The 20,290-nt window shown below is 69.0% G+C and carries 15 protein-coding genes, 1 tRNA gene and 2 pseudogenes; 3 read left to right on the forward strand and 15 right to left on the reverse strand.

The features are described 5' to 3' along the window. Positions 1 to 124: 124 nt before the first annotated feature. Positions 125 to 1,276, reverse strand: coding sequence for a 4-hydroxyphenylpyruvate dioxygenase (hppD, locus tag ACWF9Z_RS14350; RefSeq protein WP_453601745.1), 1,152 nt, complete (start codon positions 1,274 to 1,276; stop codon positions 125 to 127). A gap of 133 nt (positions 1,277 to 1,409) precedes the next feature. On the opposite strand from hppD, the gene ACWF9Z_RS14355 reads away from it, so the two are divergent. Then, positions 1,410 to 1,877 (forward strand): Lrp/AsnC family transcriptional regulator, encoded by a 468-nt coding sequence (locus ACWF9Z_RS14355; RefSeq protein ID WP_453601747.1) that lies wholly within the window; start codon positions 1,410 to 1,412, stop codon positions 1,875 to 1,877. A 21-nt stretch (positions 1,878 to 1,898) separates the two neighbouring features. On the opposite strand, the gene ACWF9Z_RS14360 is transcribed toward ACWF9Z_RS14355, so the two are convergent. The 6 genes from ACWF9Z_RS14360 to ACWF9Z_RS14385 all read right to left on the reverse strand — a co-directional run bounded on the left by ACWF9Z_RS14360 (position 1,899) and on the right by ACWF9Z_RS14385 (position 8,172). Continuing rightward, positions 1,899 to 2,696 carry a S16 family serine protease gene (locus ACWF9Z_RS14360; RefSeq protein ID WP_453601750.1) on the reverse strand — a complete coding sequence of 266 codons (798 nt, stop codon included), beginning with the start codon at positions 2,694 to 2,696 and terminating at the stop codon, positions 1,899 to 1,901. A 102-nt stretch (positions 2,697 to 2,798) separates the two neighbouring features. Further along, positions 2,799 to 3,440, reverse strand: a complete 642-nt coding sequence (locus tag ACWF9Z_RS14365; RefSeq protein ID WP_007264382.1) for an IclR family transcriptional regulator — start codon at positions 3,438 to 3,440, stop codon at positions 2,799 to 2,801. Positions 3,441 to 3,947: 507 nt separating this feature from the next. Next, a complete protein-coding gene (locus ACWF9Z_RS14370) occupies positions 3,948 to 5,732 on the reverse strand; it encodes a DEAD/DEAH box helicase (RefSeq protein ID WP_453601753.1) in 1,785 nt (594 codons plus the stop codon). A gap of 145 nt (positions 5,733 to 5,877) precedes the next feature. Next, entirely contained in the window at positions 5,878 to 6,309 is a 432-nt protein-coding gene (locus ACWF9Z_RS14375; protein WP_453601756.1) for a type II toxin-antitoxin system death-on-curing family toxin, read from the reverse strand. After that, positions 6,306 to 6,521, reverse strand: coding sequence for a hypothetical protein (locus ACWF9Z_RS14380; RefSeq protein WP_453601759.1), 216 nt, complete (start codon positions 6,519 to 6,521; stop codon positions 6,306 to 6,308). Before ACWF9Z_RS14380 ends, ACWF9Z_RS14375 begins: the two co-directional genes overlap by 4 nt. A 61-nt stretch (positions 6,522 to 6,582) precedes the next feature. Next, positions 6,583 to 8,172, reverse strand: coding sequence for an MFS transporter (locus ACWF9Z_RS14385; protein ID WP_453601761.1), 1,590 nt, complete (start codon positions 8,170 to 8,172; stop codon positions 6,583 to 6,585). A gap of 396 nt (positions 8,173 to 8,568) precedes the next feature. On the opposite strand from ACWF9Z_RS14385, the gene ACWF9Z_RS14390 reads away from it, so the two are divergent. Then, positions 8,569 to 8,643, forward strand: a tRNA-Cys gene (locus tag ACWF9Z_RS14390). Positions 8,644 to 9,942: 1,299 nt separating this feature from the next. Here the strand turns inward: ACWF9Z_RS14390 and ACWF9Z_RS14395 are convergent. Together ACWF9Z_RS14395 and ACWF9Z_RS14400 are read right to left on the reverse strand one after the other, a co-directional pair. Beyond that, positions 9,943 to 11,148: pseudogene (locus tag ACWF9Z_RS14395) on the reverse strand (tyrosine-type recombinase/integrase); the annotation flags it as partial. 11 nt (positions 11,149 to 11,159) lie between these two features. Continuing rightward, positions 11,160 to 11,396, reverse strand: coding sequence for an excisionase family DNA-binding protein (locus tag ACWF9Z_RS14400; protein ID WP_453601764.1), 237 nt, complete (start codon positions 11,394 to 11,396; stop codon positions 11,160 to 11,162). A 238-nt stretch (positions 11,397 to 11,634) separates the two neighbouring features. Between ACWF9Z_RS14400 and ACWF9Z_RS14405 the strand changes: the two are divergent. Further along, positions 11,635 to 12,389, forward strand: a pseudogene (locus ACWF9Z_RS14405) (transposase family protein). Positions 12,390 to 12,415: 26 nt separating this feature from the next. Here ACWF9Z_RS14405 and ACWF9Z_RS14410 read toward each other — a convergent pair. The 6 genes from ACWF9Z_RS14410 to ACWF9Z_RS14435 all read right to left on the reverse strand — a co-directional run bounded on the left by ACWF9Z_RS14410 (position 12,416) and on the right by ACWF9Z_RS14435 (position 20,287). Then, complete coding sequence (locus ACWF9Z_RS14410) at positions 12,416 to 12,913, reverse strand: SMI1/KNR4 family protein (protein ID WP_453601767.1); 498 nt, start codon at positions 12,911 to 12,913, stop codon at positions 12,416 to 12,418. A gap of 237 nt (positions 12,914 to 13,150) precedes the next feature. Further along, a complete protein-coding gene (locus tag ACWF9Z_RS14415) occupies positions 13,151 to 13,798 on the reverse strand; it encodes a hypothetical protein (protein ID WP_453601770.1) in 648 nt (215 codons plus the stop codon). A gap of 77 nt (positions 13,799 to 13,875) precedes the next feature. Further along, positions 13,876 to 16,209: a hypothetical protein gene (locus ACWF9Z_RS14420; RefSeq protein WP_453601772.1), complete on the reverse strand. Its 2,334-nt coding sequence runs from the start codon at positions 16,207 to 16,209 to the stop codon at positions 13,876 to 13,878. A 391-nt stretch (positions 16,210 to 16,600) separates the two neighbouring features. Continuing rightward, positions 16,601 to 17,377, reverse strand: coding sequence for a hypothetical protein (locus ACWF9Z_RS14425; protein WP_453601775.1), 777 nt, complete (start codon positions 17,375 to 17,377; stop codon positions 16,601 to 16,603). Positions 17,378 to 17,451: 74 nt separating this feature from the next. Then, a complete protein-coding gene (locus ACWF9Z_RS14430) occupies positions 17,452 to 17,802 on the reverse strand; it encodes a hypothetical protein (RefSeq protein ID WP_453601777.1) in 351 nt (116 codons plus the stop codon). A 199-nt stretch (positions 17,803 to 18,001) separates the two neighbouring features. Continuing rightward, on the reverse strand, positions 18,002 to 20,287 hold the full coding sequence (locus ACWF9Z_RS14435; protein ID WP_453601780.1) for a hypothetical protein: 2,286 nt from the start codon (positions 20,285 to 20,287) through the stop codon (positions 18,002 to 18,004). Positions 20,288 to 20,290 lie beyond the last annotated feature (3 nt).

Raw genomic sequence — 20,290 nt, forward strand, 5'->3', positions numbered from 1 at the left:
CGCGTCCCGCGCCGGCGGGGGGCGCCCGGCGGGCGGGGGGGGGGGGGGGGGGGGGCGGGGCCCGGCCCGGCCCCCCCCCACGCCGGGGGCGCGGGACCCCGCGCCGCCGTGCTCCGCGACCGGCCTACAGGTTGCCCCGCTTCTCCTGCTCGCGCTCGATCGCCTCGAACAGGGCCTTGAAGTTGCCCTTGCCGAAGCCCATCGAGCCGTGGCGCTCGATCATCTCGAAGAAGACGGTCGGACGGTCCTGCACCGGCTTGGTGAAGATCTGCAGCAGGTAGCCGTCCTCGTCGCGGTCGACGAGGATCTTCAGCTCGCGCAGGGTCTCGACGGGCACCCGGGTCTCGCCGGCCCACTCGCCGAGCGTGTCGTAGTACGAGTCGGGGGTGTCGAGGAACGTCACGCCCGCGGCGCGCATCGCGCGCACGGAGGCGACGATGTCGTTGGTGGCGAGCGCGATGTGCTGGACGCCGGCGCCGCCGTAGAACTCCAGGTACTCGTCGATCTGCGACTTCTTCTTCGCGATCGCCGGCTCGTTGATCGGGAACTTCACCTTCAGGGTGCCGTCCGCGACCACCTTCGACATCAGCGCCGAGTACTCGGTGGCGATGTCGTCGCCCACGAACTCCTTCATGTTCGTGAAGCCCATGACCTTGTTGTAGAAGGCCACCCACTCGTTCATCCGGCCGAGCTCGACGTTGCCGACGCAGTGGTCGATGGCCTGGAAGGTGCGCTTGGCCGGGGGCTCGACCATCGGCGGGACGGCGACGTAGCCCGGCAGGTACGGGCCGGTGTAGTCGCCGCGCTCGACCAGCGTGTGGCGGGTCTGGCCGTAGGTGGCGATGGCGGCCAGGACCACCGTGCCGTGCTCGTCCTTGACCTCGTACGGCTCGTCCAGGCCGCGCGCGCCGTGCTCGACGGCGTACGCGTACGCCGCCCGCACGTCCGGGACCTCGATCGCGAGGTCGACCACGCCGTCGCCGTGGTCGGCGACGTGCTCGGCGAGGAAGCGGCCGCGGTCGGTGGACGCCTTGATGACCGAGGTGAGGACGAAGCGCGCGCCGCCGTTGGTCAGGACGTAGCTGGCCGTCTCGCGCGTGCCGTTCTCCGGTCCGGAGTAGGCGACGAGCTTCATGCCGAAGGCCGTGGAGTAGTAGTGCGCGGCCTGCTTTGCGTTGCCTACGGCGAAGACGACCGCGTCCATGCCCTTCACGGGGAAGGGGTCGGCCTCACGGGCGGTGAGCGGGGTGGTCTCGAGCGGCTGGGTCTCAGTCATGACCGCAGAGTCCCGCCGTTCCACAAGCTGCGCAATAGTTTCTCTTTCCGCTGTACACAATGCACACTGACGGGCGAGGATAGCTGGAATATCTGCGCACTATGACTACCGACCGACCACCCCGGAGGTGATCATGGGAATCGACGGGCTCGACGGCCGGCTCATCGTGCTGCTCGCCCGCGAGCCCCGCATCGGCGTCCTGGAGGTCTCCCGCCGGCTCGGCGTGGCCCGCGGCACCGCGCAGGCCCGCCTGGACCGCCTCCAGTCGAACGGGGTCATCCGCGGATTCGGTCCGCAGGTGGATCCGGCGGCCCTGGGATACCCGGTGACCGCCTTCGCCACGCTGGAGATCAAACAGGGTCAAGGGGCCGACGTACGGGCCCACTTGGACGGGGTGCCGGAGGTGCTGGAGCTGCACACCACGACCGGCCACGGGGACATGCTGTGCCGGCTCGTGGCCCGGTCCAACGCGGACCTCCAGCGGGTGATCGACCGGGTGGTCGGGTTCGAAGGGATCGTCCGGGCCTCGACGGCGATCGTCATGGAGAATCCCGTACCCCTGCGGATCATCCCCCTGGTCGAACAGGCCGCCGAGGACTGACCGGGCCGCCCCGGTCCCGGATCAGCAGGACGGAACCGGCTCGCCCTTCTGCAGCGCCCGGAGCGCGTCCACCGCGCCCGTCAGCGAGGTGACGGGGATCAGCCGGAGCCCTTCGGGGAGCTCGGACTGCGCGTCCGAGCACTCCGCCGCCGGTACGAGGAACACGCTCGCCCCGTCGCGCTGCGCGGCCTGGGTCTTCAGGGCCACCCCTCCGACCGCGCCGACCTCGCCGTCCGCGGTGATGGTGCCCGTACCCGCGATGGTGCGGCCTCCGGTGAGGTCGCCGCCGCTGCCGTTCCCGTCGAGCTTGTCGACGATGCCGAGGGAGAACAGCAGCCCGGCGCTCGGGCCGCCGACGTCCGCGAGGTTCAGCTCGACCTTCACGTCCTTGGGGTCCTTGTGGAGGAAACCGAGCGCGGCCTCGGAGGCCGCCGACTGCGACTTGGTCATCTCCTCCAGGTTGTGCTCCTCGATCGCCTCGTCGCTTCCGCCCGACGGGTACACCGCCTCGCGGGGCATGACCGATCGGGTGGAATCGAACCAGTGGCCGACCAACTCGGGCAGGCCCACGGAGGTGGAGGGGCCGGTGGCCTGGATGGTGGTCATCCGCAGCTGGCCGCTGGTGTCCCGGGTCGGCGCCCCGGTGACGGCGATGACCTGCTTGCCGTCGCGGGAGCCGAGCACGTCGGCCGTGAGGCCCGGCTGCGCGATCACGAAGGGCAGCGGGGCGGCGGCCGCGACGGCGAACAGCGCGAGCACCGGCGCGGCGCAGACGGCGAGGGCGGCGGGACGGGACAGACGTGTGAGGCGAGAGAGCACCCGGTCAATCTAGCGCGGCCGTCCGGCAACGGATCGAGCCGCGCCCCCGGCGGAGGGGACGCGGCCCGGTGTTCCGGTGCCCTGACGGCTCTCGGTGTCCGCTCAGCGCAGGGCGTCGGCCACCTCACGGGCGGCGTCCACCACGCGCGGGCCGACCCGCTCGGGCACGGCGTCGGCCAGCATGACGACGCCCACGCTGCCCTCCAGGCCCGTGATGCCCACCAGCGGCGCGGCAGCCCCGCTGGCGCCCGCTTCGAGCTCTCCGTGGGTGAGCGTGTACCCGGGCTCGATGAGCGAGCCCTGACGGGCGGCCAGGATGGCCCGGCCCGCCGCCCCGCGGTCGAGCGGGTGGCGGAAGCCGGCCCGGTAGGCCACGTGGTAGTCGGTCCAGGTCGGCTCGACGACGGCCACGGCGAGCGCCTCGGTGCCGTCCACGAGGGTCAGGTGCGCGGTGGCGCCTATGTCCTCCGCCAGCGAGCGCAGCGCGGGCAGGGCCGCCTCGCGCACCAGCGGGTGCACCTGGCGGCCGAGGCGCAGCACGCCGAGCCCGACGCGGGCGCGGCCGCCGAGGTCCCGGCGGACCAGGGCGTGCTGCTCGAGGGTGGCCAGGAGGCGGTAGACCACGGTGCGGTTCACACCGAGGCGGTTGGAGAGCTCGGTGACGGTCAGACCGTGGTCGGTGTCGGCGAGCAGTTTGAGGACTCGGAGTCCTCGGTCGAGAGTCTGGGAGGTTTCCGCGGTCACGACGCCTCTCCCTCTTTCGGTGAGCGGCGGTGACTCTCTGGGGATAGCGCCGCCGGTCCCTCGGCGACGCACGGAGAGGCCGCCGGTAGCGGCCATGGCACCGGCTGCGCTCCCGCGGCGGCGCTGCCACGGGGCGTTCGATGCGGGGACAGTAGCGAGCAGGTTCGCTGAGCGGAAGAGCTCGTCCAGAATCCGGGCGCGTACTGCCGGTTTATGCCGGTTGAAATCCCCATTCGCCGTCGATCCGTGACCTGCCCGGCTCTTGGGCGCCCGCGGCCGCGACCGGCCCGACCAGGGCCGCGGCGGCTCCGGGGACGCAGACCCGAACACCGGCGAACGACCCCGGACGTGACTCCCCGTAGCGGACGGGCCGCCCGGCGGCCGGCCGCCCACGCGGACCGGGCCCGCGCGGACCGGCCCCGCGGACGCACCTCGCGGACGCGCCCACGCGAACGGGGTCCGTGCGAACCTCCGCACGAACCCCGTCGGACTTCCTAGAGGAAGGCCTCACCGCATCCGGGTCGCCCACTCCTGGACCTTCTTGATCCGCTCCCGCAGCTGCCCCGCCGTCGCCTCCGCGCTCGGCGGGCCGCCGCACACCCGGCGCAGCTCGGTGTGGAGCACGCCGTGGGGCTTGCCGCTCTGGTGGACGTAGGCGCCGACCATCGTGTTCAGCGACTTGCGCAGTTCCAGCAGTTCCTTGTGCGAGACCACCGGCCGCCGGTCGGCCGGCAGCTCCAGCAGGTCCGCCTCCGCGTCCGGCTTGCGCCGGCTGTGCGCGATCTGCCGCGACTGCCGCTTCTGGAGCAGCATCTGCACCTGGTCCGGCTCCAGCAGCCCGGGGATGCCGAGGTAGTCCTGCTCCTCCTCGCTGCCCGGGTGCGCCTGCATGCCGAATTCGGCGCCGTCGTACAGGACGCGGTCGAAGACGGCGTCGGACTCCAGCGCCTCGAAGGACATCTGCTCGTCCTCGCCGGTGTCCTCGTCCTCCAGCTTGTTCGCCTCGTCCATTTCCTTTTCGGAGTCGGCGTACGGGTCTTCCTCGCCCTGCTTCTTCGGCTTGTCGAGGACGTGGTCGCGCTCGACTTCCATCTCGCTCGCGAAGCCCAGGAGATAAGGAATGGTCGGCAGGAACACCGACGCCGTCTCGCCCCGCCTGCGCGAGCGCACGAAACGCCCGACGGCCTGCGCGAAGAAGAGGGGGGTCGAGATGGTGGTGGCGTACACGCCGACCGCGAGCCTCGGCACGTCGACGCCCTCGGACACCATGCGGACGGCGACCATCCAGCGGTCGTTGCTCGCGGCGAAGTCGTCGATCCGCTTCGAGGCGCCCGTGTCGTCGGACAGGACGACGGTGGCCTTCGTGCCCGTGATCTCGCGGATCAGCTTGGCGTAGGCGCGCGCCGAGTCCTGGTCGGCGGCGATGACGAGCCCGCCGGCGTCCGGGATGCCCTTGCGGACCTCGGTCAGCCGCTGGTCGGCGGCGCGCAGCACGTTCGGCATCCAGTCGCCGCGCGCGTCGAGCGCCGTGCGCCAGGCCTGCGAGATGGCGTCCTTGGTCATCGGCTCGCCGAGGCGCGCGGCGATCTCGTCGCCCGCCTTGGTGCGCCAGCGCATGTTGCCGCTGTAGGAGAGGAAGATGACCGGCCGGACGACGCCGTCGCCGAGCGCGTTGCCGTAGCCGTAGGTGTAGTCGGCGGAGGACCGCCGGATCCCGTCGTTCCCCTCCTCGTACGTGACGAAGGGGATCGGGTTCGTATCGGAGCGGAACGGCGTACCGGTCAGGGCGAGCCGACGGGTCGCGGGGTCGAAGGCCTCCAGGCACGCCTCGCCCCAGGACTTCGAGTCGCCGGCGTGGTGGATCTCGTCGAGGATGACCAGGGTCTTGCGCTGCTCGCAGCGGTTGCGGTGCAGCATCGGCCGCACGCCCACACCCGCGTACGTGACCGCGACCCCGTGGTAGTCCTTGCTCAGCGGCCCGGCGGAGTACTCCGGGTCGAGCCGGATGCCTATCCGGGCGGCGGCTTCCGCCCACTGCTTCTTCAGGTGCTCGGTCGGCGCGACGACGGTCACCTGCTGCACCACGTGGTGGTGCAGCAGCCAGGACGCCAGGGTCAGCGCGAAGGTCGTCTTTCCGGCGCCGGGGGTCGCGACCGCGAGGAAGTCGCGCGGCTGGGTCTCCAGGTAGCGGTCCAGTGCACCCTGCTGCCAGGCTCGCAGGGCGCTGGCGGTTCCCCAGGGCGCACGGCCGGGGAAGGCGGGTGAGAGGTGGTGGGAGGCGGTAGTAGTCACGGTCTCCGGTTCGGGCTCTCGGCGGCGTATCCGGTCACGGACAGCGGTACGGGCAGTCGTACGTAGGACAACCGGGCCACCCTACCGGCCCGGACCCGCCCCTCGCGGAGGGACAGGCCCGTGACCTCGGCGCGTGCGGCGAGCGTCACACCTGGCGTGCCAGCGCGCGCAGACGCTCCGCGATCCGCCCGATGCCGTCCTCTTCCCCGGACGCCACGTCGATGACCAGGCCGTACGCCGCGTCCTGGTCGGCGTCGCCGAGATCGACCCCGTTGAGGGCGAGGAAGGTGGCGGCGGCGAGCCAGGCGGTGCGCTTGTTCCCGTCGACGAGCGGGTGGTTGGCCGCGATGCCGTGCAGCAGGGCGGCCGCCTGCTCGTACGCGTCCGCGTAAGCCGGCGTCCCGAACATCCGCGCCCGCGGCCGGTGCACCGCGGACTCCAGCAGCCCGGGGGCGCGCAGCTCGACGGGCTGGTCCTGCGCGAGACAGGCGTGGCGCGCGAGGTCGAGGACCTCGCGCAGCGTGAGGTGGCGGGTGGCGCCGTGCCGCCCGTCGGCCTGCGTGCTCACGGCGCTCATTCCCCGAGCCTCCGCAGCAGCACGGCATGCCGCCCCGCCAGCCGCCCGGCCTCCGCCCCGGCCCGCGCCCGCTCGGCCCGCACCCAGCCCCGCACGGCCTCCAGCGCGGCCTCCTCGACGCTCAGCCCGGTGGCATCGGCCAGATCGGCCCACTCACCCCACTCCTCACCGGCCACTTCAACGATCAACTGCTTGCCCCCGGATCCACTCATCCCGGAACCGTACCCGCGCACCCAGCGCTACGACCTGCGATTTTCCCGGTGGGGGGGGGGCTCAAGTCCCGGTCGCAGCCCCGTCCTCGACAGCGTCGGCGCCCGCGCCAGCGCCAGCCGCACGGCCAGAGGAAGAGGAAGCGGAAGAGAAGGGGGAAACGGAGGGGGACGCGACGTCCCGACCGGCCGCCCGCCACGCCCCCGGAACAAGGTCCACCCGTGTGCACACCCACGCCCCCACCAGCGCAACGCAGGCCATCGGCAGGAAGACCACCACGAAGGCCGCCGGATGCGAGGCCCCGCCCCCTTCGGTCACGGAGTGCGCCGCGCCCACCGCTCCCCCGCCCAGCGCGGCGAACGCCGCGCCCCCCGCCGCCAGCAGCACGACGTTCGCCAGCGCGTCCGAGATCTGCAGCGCGGCGGAATTCGCCCCGGCCTCCTCCGGCGCCGACAGCTTCATCAGCAGCACGCTCGTCGAGCCGATCACCAGCCCCATCCCCAGGCACCCCAGCGCCCACACCAGCGCCAGCGTCCACACCGGCACCCACTCCACGAGCACCGCCGGCGCCCCGGCGACGGCCGCCGCGACGAGGACCATGCCCAGCACCATCAGCCGCTCCCGGTACGGCGCCACCCGCCCCTTCGACTGCACCCAGGAGCCCAACGCCCACGTGACCCCGCCCAGCGCGAGCGAGAACCCGGCCAGCGTCGGGCTCAGCCCCCGCTGGGTGACCAGCATCAGCGGTACGAAGCTCTCCGCCGCGATGAACGAGCCCGCGGCCACCCCCCGCAGCAGCACCACCGAAGGCAGCCCGCGCCGCGCCCGGTAGGTCCCGCGCGGCAGCAGCCCCAGCACGGCGGGCACCAGCAGGGCCGCGCCCGCCAGGCCCGGCAGCAGCGACAGCCACCGCAGGTCCTGGGCGGCGTACTGGAGCAGCCCCGCGCCGGCCGAGATCCCGAGCGCGAGCCGGATCCGCCGCCGGTCGAACGCGACGGGCGGACCCTCGGGGTCCACCGGCCCGGACGCGGTCCGGCGTATCGCGGGCAACGCCACGATGAGGGGGACGACCACCAGGGCCGGTATCCCGAGGAAGACCCAGCGCCACCCGAGGTGCTCGGTGACCGTGCCCGAGGCCAGCGGTCCGACGATCGACGGCACCACCCAGCTCGCGGCGAAGGCCGCCATGATCGCGGGCCGCAGCCGCTCCTCGTAGGCCCGGCTGACGACGACGTAGAGCGCGACGATGACGAGCCCGCCGCCGAACCCCTGCACGGCCCGCCCGATCACGAACAGCCACATCGCCCCCGCCGTCCCGGAGAGCACCAGCCCGGCGGCGAAGGCCGCGATCCCGACGGTCAGCGGCCGCAGCGGCCCCTGCCGGTCGGCCCACTGCCCGGAGAGCACCATCCCGAACAGGCTCGTCGTGAAGTAGGAGGAGAAGGCGAACGCGTACAGCCCGATCCCGTCCAGCTCCCGCGCGGCCACCGGCATGGCGGTCCCGACGGCGGTGGCCTCGAAGGCGATCAGGAAGATGACGGAGATGATCCCGATGCTGAGCGTCCGGTAGGCCGGCCCGAAAACCCCGCCCTGCGAAGGGGGCGGGACGGCTCTGCGGCTGGTGGCGGCGGCTTGCTCCGGGAGGACGCTCATCGCCCCAGAGTAAGGTCCGTCGCCCCCTCTCGACCCTGTCCTTCCGCCCGATCCCCCCTCCTCCCCGAGCCCTAGGCCAAAGGTCCCGCCCCCAACCGCCACCCCACCCCCACGACCCGCCGCCGCCCCACCCCATCCCCCAACCGCCCGGACGAACCCATCCCCTACCGCCCGAACGGACCCCTCTCCCGGCCCCACCTCCGGCCCCACTCCCGGCCCCACCTCCGGCCCCACTCCCGGCCCCACCTCCGACCCCACTCCCGGCCCCACCTCCGACCCAACTCCCGAACCCCGAACCCCGAATGTGAACGCGCCATGGCAGTCACATTGCACCCCTCACGGAACCCTTCCCCGCCCGCACCACCCCTCGTACGGTCATACCCATCACCACCACCCAGCCGTGTGCCCGAGTGGTTGAGGGACTCGCCTGCAAAGCGAGTTACGCCGGTTCGATTCCGGTCACGGCTTCCACTGCCTTGAACAGGCAAAACAACAGGGCGGCACCCTTACGGGGGTGCCGCCCCTTCGTGCAGTCGTCTCAGTTCCCGTCTCAGTTGATACCGCGTCACGTGCAGAGTTTGCCGCAGCCTTGCCTTCTACCTGCCTCACAGTAGAAGTGCTCAGTCTCGACTCCCTCCGCCGCCTTCCGATAGACGGCCCCCAGAACGATAGTCGCGGTCACAGTCGGGAGAGGTCCGGCAACCTCGGCCGACAGATGGAAGAGGGCCGCTCCACCCGCCGCGGCTGCGACCAGCAGGGCCGCAACGACGGCCCTGAGGGTCTCGCGCAATGCTGCCCAAGACCGCCTTCAAGCCTGCCCAGAGTGCGAGTTGAGCCTTGTTGGCGTTGACTAGTTGGGTAGTCCATTGCGTCGGCGCTTCCGACGTACGTGCTGGACATTGGAAGACCGACGCGCTTCACGCTTCGGAGGAGAGCAATGGCCAAAGCATGTTGGATACGCATGTGGATGCCACTCGCCACCGCGCTACTGCTGGCTAGCGGCGGCTACGCATATGGCGGTGTGCCATCCGGGAGCCCTAGCTTTCCTGTCACGTCGGACGACACAATAGAACAAGACATCGATGCAGCAGTAAATGGGGTTGACGCGTACTGGAAGACGCACTGGCATGAATTCTTTACCGGCACTTATAGTTCACCCACCGTCTACGGCGAATACGACGGCAGTTCGGCGGTTGAGCCACAGTGCGGAGGGAACCCGCCTCTCCCTAACAATGCTTTCTATTGCCGGGATGGGACCGACTTCCTTGCCTGGGACACCCACCTCATGGAGAAGGGCTACGCCGCCGGGGATGTTTATGTGTACTTCATCATTGCGCACGAGTGGGGGCATGCAGTGCAAGAGCGTTTGGACGTACCCCTGCGATACGTAGCCCTCGAGTTGCAGGCTGACTGCATCGCTGGAGCCGAGCTCAATGGTGCCGCGCAAGACGGAACGATCCGCTTCGAAGAAGGGGACGCCGATGAGTTGGGCCAGGCGATCAAGAGCACCGCAGACGACTTCCCTTGGAACAAAGCCACGGACCACTGTGATGTAAACGAGCGAATTGCCAACTTCAACACGGGGTGGCAGGGAGGAATCCAAGCGTGCTTGCCGCAGTCCTTCCTTTCGCCGTAGGTGAAACGATCTCCCGCTCTGGTGTCGTGACCTCTACCAGCCCGAAGACCGCCACTCCCGCGGAAGTGGCGGTCTGTCTGATGATTCGGCTCTGTCCGAGATCGGTCAGCCGCATGCTTCCGACTTGCGGCGTCCCAGATCAGGCCGTCCACCTGCCTGGCCACATCGGCCCGAACCGCGTCGACCATGTGCTGATACCGGGCGGCCATGGCGGTTGTCGACCATCCCATGAGGCCCATGACGGCCCGCTCGGGCACCCCGAGGATGAGCAGCACCGTGGCGGCCGTGTGTCGCGCGTCGTGCAGACGCCCGTCACGAACCTTCGCTTCTACCAACAGGGCCTTCCACTCGGCCCAGTCCCAACGGTGAGACGGGCTACGGCCGTGTTCGTCGGGGAACACCCAGTCCCCTTCCACCCAGCGCTTCCCGACCATATGCCGCTCCGCATCTTGGGCCTTGCGGTGGACTCGCAGTAGGTCAACGAGCTGTTCCGGCAGACCGACCGCGCGGCGGCCGGCACGCGACTTGGTCATGGAAGTCTCCGGGTTGCCGCGCCGCTTCTGCGGGCAGTACCCAGCTTTACGGCCACAAGGGTCAGTGCACCCGTGCGTGTACTGCGGGCGATGGCGACTACGACGGACCACAAGGAACCCACCCTCAAGGTCTACGTCATCCCACTTCAGACCCAGCACTTCCCCCTGACGCAGCCCAAGGGCAAGGGCGACGGCCCAGCGCGCGGAGTTGCGCTGCCGGCCAGAGGCCTCCAGCAGACGCTGCACTTCCTTCACTGTGTAGGGCTCCGCCTCGTAGTCGCCCGTCTTTGGAGCCTTGGCCAACTGGACCGGGTTCTTACCGAGGTGGCCGCGGCGTACAGCCTCGTTGAGGGCCGTACGGAAGGTGCGGTGCACCTGGTGGGCAGTCGCGGGCTTGCTGCCGTTGGCCTGCATTTTCGCGTAGAAGATCTCGATGTGCTCGGGCGTGAGCCTGTCGAGACGATGAGCTCCCAGCCCAGGGACGAGGTGCTTCCGTACGGCGACTCCGTACCCAACCATCGTGTTGTCGTTGACCCCAAGGGGGGCGACGTTCTCGATCCAGTGCGTCAGCCAGGCCTTGACCGTCATGGCCTTGCCCGGCTTGCGCACGGTCTTGGCGTCCCGCTGCTTCTCCAGCTCCCGTACAGCGGACGTGACTTCAGCACGGGTCTTCCGTTCGACGTGGCGCCGGTCAGGTGTGCCGTCATCGCGCACACCGACGGTGACGCGGCCGTGCCACTTGCCGTCCTTTCCGAGGTAGATGGAACTGCGGCCGTTGGGCTGGCGGGTTCGCTTTTTCTCTGTCACAGGCAGGTTCCTCAAGCAGCGGCGGAGGTAGGACGGTTCGCTTCGCGGAGTCGTGCAAGGAAGTCGTGCACGGCTTCCGCGGGCACTCGGCGAAGTCGACCGATGGGTACGGACTCCAGCTGTCCGGAGCCGATGAGGTGGGAGCGGGTGGTTCGGCCGATGGAGAGCCGGCGGGCGGCTTCCTCGACGGTTAGCAGCACCAGCGTTGGATCTGCCGCGTGGGTTGCGGCGACATGGGCGTCGTGCACGGGCTCGCTCCTTGGCGGGCCGCCACAGAAACCACGGAATACACAGAAACCCCGGGTGGGGGCGCTGACCTGCGCGAACGGCGGGCTGAGGGTCGGTGGGCGCGCTGCCACAGAAATGAGCCTCTTCCAACCTGACTGCGATGCCCGGTTGTTAGGGGGTCATGGGCTGTACGTAACGACGAAGCTCCTGGTAGACGGGTTCTCGACCAAGATCACCTATGTCCGCCAGGAGCTTCGCGTGCTTGTTTACCCGTCCTCAATCGATCTGTCCAGCAGCACCCTGCGGCACCTGACCGAGCAGCTCGCAGTTCGGCAACGGGAGATCGGCACGCGGTGGCGACGACTGCCCGCCGGCCGTCAGGCCCTGCTCGCCCTGGCCCACCTGCGGTGCGGCGACACCTACGCCCAGCTCGCCGCCGGATTCGGAATCGGCATCGCGACTGTCTACCGGTACATACGCGAGGCCATCGAAGTCCTGGCCGCTCGCGCGCCGACCCTGGCCCAGGCGATGGAGACGGCCCGGACGAAGGCGTTCGTGCTCCTGGACGGCACTCTGCTGCCGATCGACCGGATCTCCGCCGACACCCCGTACTACTCGGGCAAACACAAGCGGCACGGCATGAACGTGCAGGTCCTCACCGACCCATTCGGCCGGCTGCTCTGGGCTTCCCCGGCCCTGCCCGGAGCCCCCACGACCTCACCGCGGCCCGAAGCCATGGCATCATCGACGCGCTCGCCGCCGAAGGACTGAAGTGCTGGGCGGACAAGGCGCACCAAGGCGCCGGCCGACACATCCGAGTCCCCTTCCGGGGCCGCCGGCTCAAGCGCTGGAAACGACGTCACAACAGCAGCCACGCCAAGATCCGCTGCGTCGGCGAGCAGGCCATGGCCGTCCTGAAGGGCTGGCGCCTCCTGCGAAAGCTCCGCTGTAGCACCAACCGAATCACCGACGTGGTGAAGGCCGTCCTCGTCCTTCACCACGCCTCAACGTGAGGTTGGAAAAAGCTCATTGGTGCCCCTCAGAACCCGGGCGGGGCAGTCCGATAAGGACTGCCCTCCGGAACGAACCAATGTGAGCCGTAGTCGGCAGGGATCGTGCAGGGATGTTGCGGGTCGGTGAGCATCTGCAAGATCAGCTCCGTGGCAGTGCAGTCGAACCGGTCACCGACGTCCTCAGAGACCTCCATTACGCACACCGGCCAAGCATCCGGGTCCGCTCCGCCCGTGATCCAGCAGAGCAGTAGCTCCTGCTCGTTGCTCGCCCACGGGAGCGCGCCGGTCTCCTCATGGAACCGGGCCCAGACGACGAAGTCCTCGGGGGCATGCAGGTCGATGTATCCGTCGTCGAACGTTCCCTTCCCGAAGCGCTCCACGAGTCGCTTGTAGTCGCTCGGCAACCGGTATCCGAGACCTTCCTCGACAGCCGCCCAGTCAACCTGGAGTGCCTGCTTCGTGCCCCAACCGGCAGCGCTCACAAGGGACTGAAACCAGTCGCCACCATCAGGTTCTGTGGTCATGCACGCGATTCAAGCACGCGGGTTTCCCGCAGGCCGTGGCAGCGGCCGCCCACACGGGCTGAACCCATTGGTAGGGGGCGGGAGGGCTGTGCCACAGCTTGACGTCTCCATGGGAAAGCCCGTACTCGTGCGCCGACCGGGCCGTCGTGATCACCCGTGCGTCACCTGTCTCATTCCGGTCACCGCTTTCCAAGCGAAGGGGGCACAACAGAAGGTGCTTCCCCGCGCATCGTCGCCTCATGGCTCGGTCCTGGCCGTCTTCTGCCTGAGGACCAGCGTCTGCGGAAGCCCGCCGTTGTCCTTGCACCCCAGCTCCTTGCCCATCGCGAGAGCTGCGGAGTGCGCGAGGGCCAGATTGGCTTCGCGTAGTTCGGGTTCATCGCCTTCGGAGCCGGACGTGACGTAGACCTTCGCGGTGACCGGTACCGCCTTGTCGGGGCCGGCCAGCCGAGGACTCGCGCAGTCGAAGAAGAGAAAGGCCTGCCAAGAATGGGCGAGGGCGTTACGGCCCAGGTCGTATTCCCAGTACGAGCCCTTCCCGCTCTCGCTCTGCTCCCCTGTCCGCATGAGCTCACTCTGGAGCTCGAACGACACCGACACTCTGCGCTTGTTGGCCGTGTCGAACGGCACCGCTTCACAGACCCGGCCACCCCGTGAGGAGGCGATCGCCGCGTAGCCGCCGGCAAGATGCTCGGCCACCGCCGCCACGCCCTCGCTCCCTTTGCCCTGTGGATCGAATTCCTTTGCTCCGGTGAGCCGCTCTAGCGCGCGCACGGCGCCCGCATTGAGGAGCTCCCCGCCACAGACCTCGGCAGCCGACAGCCGAACCGGTCGGGCCTCCCGCTCGGTCCCGCCGCATCCGGCGACGAAAACAGCGGCGAGCACCGCCCCCACCGCGACACCGCCCTGACGAACGGTTCCGGATCCCTTTCCTACGCGCCGGCCCCTCATCCGAGCCCCACCTACTTCCTCACCTGGGACTCGTTGCCAGCGTGCCTCTCCAGACCCCAACCCCAGTTGTAACCGGTCATGGCCGACTGCCTCAGAACCTCGTCCAGCGGGTCGCCCTCGCCGATCGGGTGCCGCTCCAGGAACCTGTCCACGGGCCCCGTGGCATGGAGCTCACCTTGCCGGTAGACGCTCGCCTTGTCGTCGTGGGCCTTGCCGTCCATCTTGTCCTTCTTACGCTCGGACTCGTCTGCCGACCAGTCGCTGATGAGCCCACTGGCAGCCTGCTCCAGCACCCCACTGCCGGTGTCCACGGCGAGCGGCACGATCACTGCGGCCGCACCGACAGCCATCGCGGTGGCCGGCAGGAAGGCGACACCCGCCACGATGCCCGCCGTTGCGCCGAACTCGATCCAACCCGAGCGTTTCTCCATGGCCCGGTCATAGTCCTTGAGCCATTTCTCCGACTCGGCATCGATCTGCTTGCCTCGGGACTCGTCCAAAATGCCCTGGAACTCTCCGCCCGTCCGAGCCGCCTCCCTCAGACCACTCTCGTTGAGCTTTCCGTCCCCGCCCACCTGAGACTCCAGAACGGAAGCCTGAAAGATGGACTCCGCCCTCGACATCGTGATGTACGCATCAGGGTGCTGGCCCAGGCTGCTGAGGAACTTGCGGGCGTCTTCCTGCCCGAACTGCGCGTGTCCTCGAGCGAGCTCCTCGAAGACGTTCTTGTCGCGGTCGGCGTTCAGACCGGCGTTCAAGTCATCGATGTATCCCGCCCCCATACGCCCGAGGCTGTCGGCCATCGACTCCTGGTGCTTCAGCAGCGCGGCGTCCCCTCCGTACTTGGAGACCACCTTTTCCATGATTCTCGAAGAGACCTCGTCGCGCTCGAGCCGTGGTGCCGCGTCGTCCCAGGCGTGGCCGAGAGTCGCCGCCTCGAGGGCGTGGCCCAAGGCGTCCGGCATGTACTGCTGGACCTTCTTCAGGTCGTCCGGGTTCGTACTTTCCGTGTCGATCGTGCAGTCGTACTTCTCTTGTCCGAAGAAGTCGAGGTAGCTCGTGATCGGCTTCTTGTCCGGGCCCTTGCCCAGGTCCGCCGTGCCGGACTTCTCTGTGCCGTCCTTGTCGTACGCGTGCGGTTCGCGTTCCGGGTCGAAGAACTGCTGCGCCGCCTCCGGGCTGTGCCCCAGGGCTTCGAGGAAGCTGACCACGGGGTCGTAGCCGGCGCCGTTGATGCCCGACGGGTTGAGCATGTTCTTGCCGTAGCCGTTGATCTGGCGGGCCTGGTTGAAGAAGTCCGGGTCCTTGGCGTGGATCTGGGTGGCGTGCTCCGCGATCGGGACGAGGAATTTCGGGTCGTAGCTCCCGTACCGCATGATGCCGCCGAGCAATTGGTATCCGTACGGCGGGTTCTGGTCGTGGCGTGCCAGCGGGATCCGCTCGGTGCCGAGCTTGCGCAGATCCTGGGCGAAGTGGTCCGACAGGTGGGGCTCGGTGGTGGAATTCGTGGCCGTGGCCAGGTTGAAGCCCAGGTTCTTCTGGAGCTCCTGTACGTCCTTGAGCCGCTCCGGATCCTGCTTCGCGTAGTCGAAGGTGTCCGTGGACATCGTCCCGAAGAACTCCAGCGCGCCCTTCGGGCCGAGTGCCTCGTAGAACTTCGTCGAGAACTCCGGCGCCTTGGCGTTGTCCGCCAGCAGCTCGTTGAGCTCGGCCAGCTCCGCATGGGTGAGCCCGCGGCCCTTCTGCGCGAGCCCCGCGGCGCGGCTCGCCTGTTCGGCGTCGAGGCTGCCGTACTTGGGCGACGTGAAGTTGTTGTCGTCCGTGACGTTGGCGGCCAGCGCCCGGGACAGCGACTGGTCGATGTCGTCGCACCGGTCGACGGCGGCGTCGACCTTCGCCTGCCACAGCGGAAGGTTCACCCGAACGGACTCCATGTAGTCCGGGTCGTGGCGGGCGGCGCTGCGGTCCGCTTCGCTGGTGAAGGGCACCGGCTCGACCTTGCCCGTGGCGCTCACCCGGAAGCCGGCGGCCGGGGCCTCGGTGTCGCCGATCTTCCGCAGCTGCTCGCGGGAGGACGCGAAGGCCTCGTACCCCTCGGTCAGTGCCTTGTGGATGCCCTTGGCCTCGTGGACCGCGTCGTCGAACTCCTTGGCCGTCTTGTCGACGAAGGAGCGGCCGACGCCGGCGGTGACGCCGCTCCACTGGGCCTTGTCCGACTTGGCCTTCATGCCGCCCCGCGCCGACTCCGCCAGCTCGTCCAGCTTCTTGACCATCGCGGCCCAGTCAGTGATCGCGGTCTGGAGCTGCCCCAAGGGCGCGTTCATCACGTTCTCGTACGTCAGCACCTGGCCGCCGCCTTACTTGAGGAGCAGGCCGATTTGGCGCGCAGGGATAAGTTGGCGGCAGCGGTCCGGGCTGCGGACCATTCCTCGTCGAACGACATGGCGTGCGCCACTCCTTCGGCCTCTACGTACATGCACGGGTGCACTGCACTATGGGGCCTGCGGACGGATCGACCAGGTCGGTGCCGCCGAGGCGGAGGTAAGGGCCGCGGTGTTACTTGTCCCATTTGACCCGTCGTCGTGGGCCCAGAACCGACCGTCCCCCGCTACGGCCCGGACGTGGGACCGGACTCGTGCGATGAACTACCGGGACCCCCGGTTCCCCGCGGATCGGGTCGGGGAACACCCAGCCGCCCGTGCTCGGTCCAACGTCACCGGCCTCCAGGCACACCCCCTACGGCAGTGCGAGGTCGTTGGTGCACCCGATCTTCTGTGCGACGCCCTTGGCGAGCTTGAGCGTCATATCGGCGAAAGCCTTCCGCGCCTTTGCTTCGTCGACGCCCTTCGCCACCGCCCCCTGGACGTGTACCTCGAGGAACTTGTCCGATCTGTACTCGTCGGGCGACCCGATAGGCAGTTCTACGTCGCACTGCACCGCCACCCGCGCCCCTGTAGGCCAGCTGCCTCCGCCGACTCCCCAGGTTTCGTCGACCACCTGCTTGTCGACGAGCACACCGGTGTGCCAGGCCGCCTTGGGGTCGGGGTTGCGATGCGGATTGTTCGGCCGCCACTCGACAGAGCCCCGCACCTCGCCGGCGGAGCCGTCCTGGCTCACATGGCAGGTGGACAGCCTGTGTTGCGTCACGGTCAGGCCGAGATCGTCGGCCTCGGCCCGCGCGCTCTTGCCCCGTTCCAGCACGGGAGCCACGTCGTCCGCGGTCAGCAATCCCCAGCAGGGAGGGGAGGAGAGCGTGGCCGGCCCCGCTTCCTCACTGCCCCCCGTACAACCGGAGAGAGCCACTCCGACGGCGATCGCCCAGGCCGCTCCGATCAGCCGCCCGCGTTTGCGCGCCACGACGTTGTCCGCGGTCCTGTCATCGGTCATGGTTGGTACCCGCATTCCGCTGACCCGTCCGTTGTCGAAGGCGTCCGTGTCGCCGCCGTCGCCACCCGGCTTCCACATCGGTCCATCGACCTGTCGAGCGACGTCGCCGCGTACGGAATCGGCCATGGGTTGGCACCGAGCGGCCACGGCCGCGTTCGGGGTCGCACCAGGAGATGGCACGACTCGTTAACGAAGCCCGCTCACGCAGCGCAGTGCAGCTGCGCGGTGGCGAACTCGTAGTACGGCTTCATCATGTCCGTGAAGAAGGGCCGCGGATCCTTGGGCTTGCCCTGACCGGACCCACTGGTGAGGACGAGTTCCACCTTGAAGGGGCCTTCGGGGCTCTTGCACGTGAAGGAAATCGCCGCACCGCTGTCCCAGACGATCCCGCCGCTGCCGAGTTCGAGCTTGTCGGGGTTCTCCTTCTCCCAGCTGAACCAACGGAATTCCTGCTCTACCGACCGGCGCGAGGCACGGGCACTGAACCGGGTGTCACCGTCGACGTAGAGCTGGCAGGAGGTGCTCTTGTCGTTCTCGTTCAGGGCGAACACGGCAGGAGAGTCGTCCCGGACCGTCTTCCCGGTACCCGCCGTCCGAGCCACGTCCTTGCCCGCGAAAGCGCCCGCTCCCCAGCAGACCCGATCGGGCAGGGGCGCCGCCCCCGGCTTGGCTTCCCCGGTGCAGGCCGAGAGGAGCAGCACAGCAGCGACCACATTCCCGGCGGAGCACAAGACCGCGCGCCTCGGCATCTCAGGAGCCCGCCTTACCGGAAGACATGAGCGTCCGGCCGGTCGTGTGCGCCGTCCCGGTTTCCCGGCCCGCCCCCTCTTGGAGGTCCTTGATGTCCGTAGCGCTCATGCCCGATCCCCTGGCCGCATTGGCGACAGCGGTTTCCGCCGCCTTGCTGGCGGCCGCCTCCGCATCCACGTAGCTGGCCATGACCCCCTTCTCGGTCTTGCCCATCTTCTCCGCGACGTCCTCCTTCGCGCTGTCCACGATGGCCTCGGTGATGTCTTCCTGGAGCCATTCCACGACGTCTCCTGCCACGGGGACCAGCTCCAGATACTTCGCACCGGCCATGCTGATACCGCGATTGACCCACTTGGCGCTGTCCTCGACGCCCTTCACGTACTCCTCGTTCGTGTGGCCGGCCTCGCCATAGGTGCCCTGCGCCCGCGCCTCGGAAAGGATGCCCGCGATCTGACCGCCCGGATTGACGGCATTGGAGATCGCCAGATCCAGTTCCGAATGGTCGGCGCGATGCGCGATGACATCGCTGACCAAGGCGGTCGTGTGGGTTTGCTGAGCAGTGGTGATCACGCCGTACGCTTCCGGGTCCTGCGCCACCGCCCCCAAGAACCGCGCCATGTCGGACTTCTTGAAGTCGGCCCGCTCGCCGAAGGTCTTGATCCCCTGCCCGTCATTCGCCGCGGCCGCCTGCATGTCCGGCATGTATTCGGCCGCCATCCGACCGAAGCTGCCGGACATGCCTCCCAACGGGGGTGCCTCGTCCGCACCCGGCTTGGCCACGAGCTCCGGGTTGTCGCTGATCTTCGCGACGACCCGTTCCATGACGTCCGTCATCGGGCCCGTGTGCGGGACGGGCTTCGCGTCTTCGTCGCCCGCCACGCGGCCCGACACCGCCGCCTCCAGAGCGCCGCCGAGCGCGTCCTGGGCGGGGTGCAGGTCGCCCGTCTTCGTGATGTCGAAGCTGTCCATGTAGGGCTTCTTGTCGAGCATGTAGTCGACCGTGCCCTGCGCCTGCCCGTGCTCTCCCTTGACCGGCTTGTCGTCCTTGGTGACGATGCCGTCGTGGTTGCTGTCCTCGCGGACCGGCTCGTTGAAGAAGGCCGTCGCCGCCTCCGGGTTGTTGCCCAGCGCCTCCATCAGCCCGGTCAGCGGGTAGAAGCCCCGGCCGCCGCCCTCGCCCTGGTTGAGCACCGAGTCCAGGCCGTACGGGGTGTGGTACTCCCAGGCCTTCGGGTCCTTGCGGTCCATGGCGATCATGTCGCGGCCGACCGAGGTCAGGAACTCCGTGTCGTACGTGCCTTCGCGCATCAGCGCACCGAGTGCCTGATAGCCGTAGATGGTCGTCACACCACCGGTGACCTGCATCTCCTTGTGGCCGGCCTTCATCAGCTGGGTCGTCCAGGCGGCGTCGAGGTGGTTCGGGACGTCCTTGTGCGTGGCCAGGCCCAGCATCGCGCCCATGTCGCTCTGGATGTTCGCGACCATCAGCGCGCGGTCCTTGCCGGCCGGGCCGAGGCCGGTCGCGTCCAGGGACATCGTGGAGTACATCTCCAACGTGCCCTCGGGGCCGACCGTCCGGTAGAAGCCCGTCGCGAACTCCGGGTCCTCTCGGTTGTCGTCGAGCAGGTCCTCCAGCTCGCGCAGCGCCTCCGGGTTGCGGGCCGTGCCGCCTTCGCCGGTGACCTTCTTCATCAGCGCGGCGGCGCGGTCGACCTGTTCGGCGTCCAGGGTAGTGTACTTCGGCGCGGTGAAGTTGTTGTCGTCCGTGACGTTGGCCTGGAGCGCGCGGACGAGGGAGTCGTCGGCGTCCTGGGCGTTCTCGACGGCCCGGTCGACCCGTTCCTGCCACAGGCCCTGGTTCTTGCGGACCGAGGCCTGGTAGTCCGGATCGTGCTGGGCCGCGTACCGGTCCTGCGGATCGGCGAGCGGGATGGCGGACACCCGCCCGCTCTCGTCGATCCGGAATCCGGCGGCCGGGGCGTCCGCGACCAGCTTCTTGATCTCGTCCTGGGCCGCCTTGATGGTGGTGTGGCCGTCGGTGAGGAGCAGGTGGATGCCCTTGGCCTCGTGGGCCGCGTCGTCGAACTCCTTGGCCGTCTTGTCGATGAAGGAGCGGCCGACGCCGGCCGTGACGCCGCTCCACTGGGCCTTGTCCGACTTGGCCTTCATGCCGCCCCGCGCCGACTCCGCCAGCTCGTCCAGCTTCTTGACCATCGCGGCCCAGTCGGTGATCGCGGTCTGGAGCTGCCCCAAGGGCGCGTTCATCACGTTCTCGTACGTCAGCACGTG

The organism is Streptomyces sp. NPDC054961, from assembly GCF_053609145.1.